Source organism: Lentzea indica, assembly GCF_012184385.1.
Lineage (GTDB): Bacteria > Actinomycetota > Actinomycetes > Mycobacteriales > Pseudonocardiaceae > Lentzea > Lentzea indica.
Genome location: NZ_VSRL01000438.1, coordinates 1 through 4,021, shown reverse-complemented (window position 1 = coordinate 4,021; position 4,021 = coordinate 1). Strand labels below are relative to the sequence as shown.

General features: G+C 68.5%; 5 protein-coding genes and 1 pseudogene. 1 reads left to right on the top strand and 5 read right to left on the bottom strand.

Annotated features, from left to right (window positions below):
* Window positions 1–207: 207 nt before the first annotated feature.
* The 5 genes from FXN61_RS47910 to FXN61_RS47890 all read right to left on the bottom strand — a co-directional run bounded on the left by FXN61_RS47910 (window position 208) and on the right by FXN61_RS47890 (window position 3,837).
* A complete protein-coding gene (locus FXN61_RS47910; RefSeq protein WP_312878562.1) occupies window positions 208–657 on the bottom strand; it encodes a DUF6319 family protein in 450 nt (149 codons plus the stop codon).
* A 93-nt stretch (window positions 658–750) separates the two neighbouring features.
* Window positions 751–966, bottom strand: a complete 216-nt coding sequence (locus FXN61_RS47905; RefSeq protein ID WP_167980409.1) for a hypothetical protein — start codon at window positions 964–966, stop codon at window positions 751–753.
* A 2-nt stretch (window positions 967–968) separates the two neighbouring features.
* Complete coding sequence (locus FXN61_RS47900; protein WP_167980408.1) at window positions 969–2,123, bottom strand: S8 family peptidase; 1,155 nt, start codon at window positions 2,121–2,123, stop codon at window positions 969–971.
* A gap of 62 nt (window positions 2,124–2,185) precedes the next feature.
* The gene (locus FXN61_RS47895; RefSeq protein ID WP_167980407.1) at window positions 2,186–3,358 is read right to left on the bottom strand and encodes a cation:proton antiporter; all 1,173 of its coding nucleotides are present in this window, start codon (window positions 3,356–3,358) and stop codon (window positions 2,186–2,188) included.
* A gap of 5 nt (window positions 3,359–3,363) precedes the next feature.
* Complete coding sequence (locus tag FXN61_RS47890) at window positions 3,364–3,837, bottom strand: cation:proton antiporter regulatory subunit (protein WP_167980406.1); 474 nt, start codon at window positions 3,835–3,837, stop codon at window positions 3,364–3,366.
* 18 nt (window positions 3,838–3,855) lie between these two features.
* Between FXN61_RS47890 and FXN61_RS53930 the strand changes: the two are divergent.
* Window positions 3,856–4,021, top strand: a pseudogene (locus FXN61_RS53930) (DUF1015 family protein); the annotation flags it as partial.

Genomic DNA, 4,021 nt, shown 5'->3' with positions numbered 1-4,021 from the left:
CACCACCTACAACGAAACCACCGCCTGGGCACACCACACCAACATCAACAACGCTGCAGCTTGACATCCCCAGCAACTGGGATGTCTTCGCCTTCGCGGGATGGGTGCTTGCTGGCACTCGAACCAGGAATCCTGCGATTAACAGTCGCCTGTAACGCTGAAGGGGCGGTCCGCTTTCGCGGACCGCCCCTTCGAGCTTGTGCTGAGTTACTCGGAGAGCTCCGCCAGCTGGGCCTTCACCCTGGCCAGCTCGGCCTCCAGCTCCTCCATGCGGGTGCGGTGCTGGTCGCGCGCCGCCTCGAGCACCGATTCGATGCCCTCCGCGATGTCCTCGTGCAGCTCCTTTGCCGCCTTGGCCACGGCGATGGCCGGGATGACCAGGCCCGACACCACGCGCTGCGTGCCGTGGACCAGGTCGGCCTGCCACTCGCCCTCGGCGGTGCCGGTCACCGTGAGCGTGAGCTCGACGGTGCGGGTCTTCTTCGCCGTGCTCTTGGCGCGGGCGGGCTTGGGCTTCTCGGCCTTCTCGGCCTTCGGAGCCTCGACCGGCTTCGCAGCTTCTACCGGCTTCGCAGCCTCGGCCTCGGGGGCCGACGCCGGAGTCTCCTCCACGACGGTCTCCTCGACTGCCTGCACCTCGGTGAGCGTGTCCGACACGATCAGGTTTCCTCTCTGCGCAACGACGTGACCCCGCGCACATCCTAGAACACGTGTTCGATCAGACGGCAATGGGGTCAGCGCAGAGCCTAGTCAGTACGGCGGTAGCTGTACGCGCCACTGCCGTTCCACGTCCATCACACCTGGAACGGCTAGCAGTGCGGGGATCGCCCGGACCTCCACGGTGCCGGTGACGACGCCCAGGGCCTCAAGAACGGTGTCCACGACCAGGCCGGCCTCCCGCAGGTCGTCCAGCACGCGCGGGAGGCTGCCTTCGGTCACGGAGACCATGACCTGGTCAACGGACATCGTCAGGGGGCCTGGACCAGCCCGGTGCCGATGTCGGTCGAGGGCAGCGGCAGTCGTTGTGCCGTGCCCACCAGGCGGGCCCACAGTTCGAAGCCGCGGGCGCCTGTTCGTTCGGCGATCAGGACGGCCACGCCTGCCACGTGCGGGGTGGCCATCGAGGTGCCCCGCAGGCGGCGGTAGCGGTCCGGCAGCTTGAACGACGAGTACACGTCCACGCCGGGGGCGCACACGTCGATCTGGCCGATCTTGTCCACCGATCCGGAGGAGAACGACGCGATGGCGCGGTTCACGTCGATCGCGGCCACGGCGATGATGGAGGGGCAGCGGGCCGGGTGACCCACCGGTGCGACCCTCGCCGGGCGTGACGACGCGTTGCCCGCGGCGGCGATGATCAGCGTGCCCTTGGCCATGGCGCGCTGGGCCACGGTCTCGTAGATCTGGGAGAACGGCGTGCCTGGGGGAACGTCGGCGCCCAGGGACATCGAGATGATCGCGCAGCCGTTGGAGACCGCCCAGTCGATGCCCGCGAGGATGCCGCCGTCGGAGCCGGAGCCCGCGTTCGACAGGACCTTGCCCGCGAAGATCTCCGCCTCGAAGGCCACGCCGTAGCCCGGCAGCGTGGCGGGCTTGCGCGGGCCCGCGGACGTGCCGATGCAGTGCGTGCCGTGGCCGTGGCCGTCCTGCACGTCCTCGCCGGTGATGAACGACTTCGTGGTGATGGTGCGGCCCGCGAAGTCCGGGTGGTTCTGTTCCCAGCCGGTGTCCAGCACCGCGATCTTGATGCCCTTGCCGGTGGCCGTGCTGACGTCCGCGCCGACGGCCTGCAGGCCCCAGGTCAGCACCGACTCGTCGGCCTCGGCCTCTGGCTCTTCCTCGACTGGTGCCGCGAACGCGTGCACGACGCGTTCCGGTTCGACGATCTGCACCGGACCGGGGCGCTCGGCGGCGCCGTTCAGCTCGGCCAGCAGGTTCGGGTCCGCGGACACCACCGCGACACCGAGCTCCGGGAAGACCTGCACGGTCTCCGTGTCCAGATCGCCGCTGTTCGGGTCGAACCCGGCGATCGCGCCGAGCTCGGCCAGCCCCTCCTCGACGGCGTCCTCCTGCAGCAGCACGAGGAACCGGCCGGTGGTCTCCACTTCAGCGGGTTCGGTCATGACGTTTCGCCCCTACTCTCCGTCTAGCCTTACTAGAGAGTCGTCACACGGAGGCACATGTTTCAGGCCATTTGCCTTCTCCGTTGAAAGAATTCCCCGATCGGCTCAACGTACTTGGCTGCGATCGGCCCGAGGATCGCCATCAGAAGCACGTAGGCGGTCGCCAATGCCGCCAGGTCGCCGTCCACCTGACCAGACGCCACGGCCAGCCCGGCGATGACGATGGAGAACTCGCCGCGCGCCACGAGTGCCACGCCCGCACGCATGCGGCCCATCTTGCCGATGCCCTGCCGCCGCGCCGCCCACCATCCTGTGACGATCTTCGTCGCGGTCGTGACGGCCGCCAGCGCCACGGCGATTCCAAGAACAGGTGGAATCGAGCGCGGGTCGGTGTTGAGCCCGAACACGACGAAGAAGATCGCGGCGAACAGATCGCGCAGCGGCTCCAACAGCCGGGTCGCGTTCTCGGCCGTCGACCCGGAGATCGCGATGCCGAGCAGGAACGCGCCGACCGCCGCCGACACCTGCAGCTGCGACGCGACACCGGCCACGAGCAACGCGGAGCCGAGCAGCTTCAGCAGGAACACCTCGTGGTCGGGACTGTCCACAATGGCCGATATGAACCGGCCGTACTTCAACGCCACCACCAGAACCACGGTGATCGCGAGCAGTGAGATGCCGACCGACGTGAGCCCACCGAGGAAGCTCACGCCCGACAGCACGGCAGTGAGCACCGGCAGGTACACGGCCATCGCGAGGTCCTCGAAGACGAGCACGGACAGCACGACCGGCGTCTCCCGGTTGCCCAGCCGCCCGAGGTCACCGAGCACCTTCGCGACGATGCCGGAGGACGAGATGTAGGTGACGCCCGCCATCGCCAGCGCGGCGACCGGGCCCCAGCCCAGCAGCAACGCCGCGATCGCGCCCGGTGCCGAGTTCAGCACGAGGTCGAGCACGCCCGCCATCCACGAGCGCTTCAGGCCCGTGGTGAGCTCGGACGCCGAGTATTCGAGGCCGAGCAGCAGCAGAAGCAGCACCACACCGATCTCGCTGGCGAGGTGCGTGAACTCGTCGATGCCGGTTAGCGGGACGAACCCGCCCACGCCGAAGCACAGGCCACCGATGAGGTAGAGCGGGATCGGCGAAATGCCCATCTTCCAGGCGACCCGGCCGAGCAGACCCAGACCGAAGAACACCGCGCCGAGCTGGATGATGGCGATGGTTGTCTCGTGCACTGTGATTAACCGCCGTGCAGGATCTCGGCGGCGGCGTCGAGGCCGTCCGCGGTGCCGACGACGACGGCGAGGTCGCCGTTCTCGAAGATGAAGTCGGGGCCGGGCGACGGATGCGCGTTGCCCGAGCGCACGACGGCGACGATGGACGCACCGGTCCTCGTGCGCAGAGCGGTCTCACCGAGCGTGTGGTTCGCGAACGTGGTCACCGGCAGCTGACGGGTCGTGATGCCCGTGATGTCGCGGTGCTCCTCCCTCAGGTGGGCGACGAGCTGCGGCGCGCCGAGCAGGCCTGCGAGCGTGTTCGCCTCTTCCGGTGAGAGGGGTATCGAGGCGGCACAGGAGTCGGGATCCGACGCCTTGGAGAGGATGAGCTCGAACCGCCCGTCCCGGTAGGTGATCACCCCGACGCGGCGGCCGGCGCGGATCATGAAGTCCTGGCGCGTTCCGATTCCCGGCAAGGGCGTGATCTCTACGTTCACAGGGATCATGATACGTGGATGTCTCTGCGAGTACGCCCAGTGCGACGCGGGTGGGTGGTGCGTGAGCGCGTCCCCGGCCCGGACGTCGACGAGTTCGCCGAACCCGGTCAGGTGATCGGGGCGCTCGCCAGAGCCCCACACGGCACTCTCCTGGCCGTCCAGCACCCCCACCGCACGCCTGCCG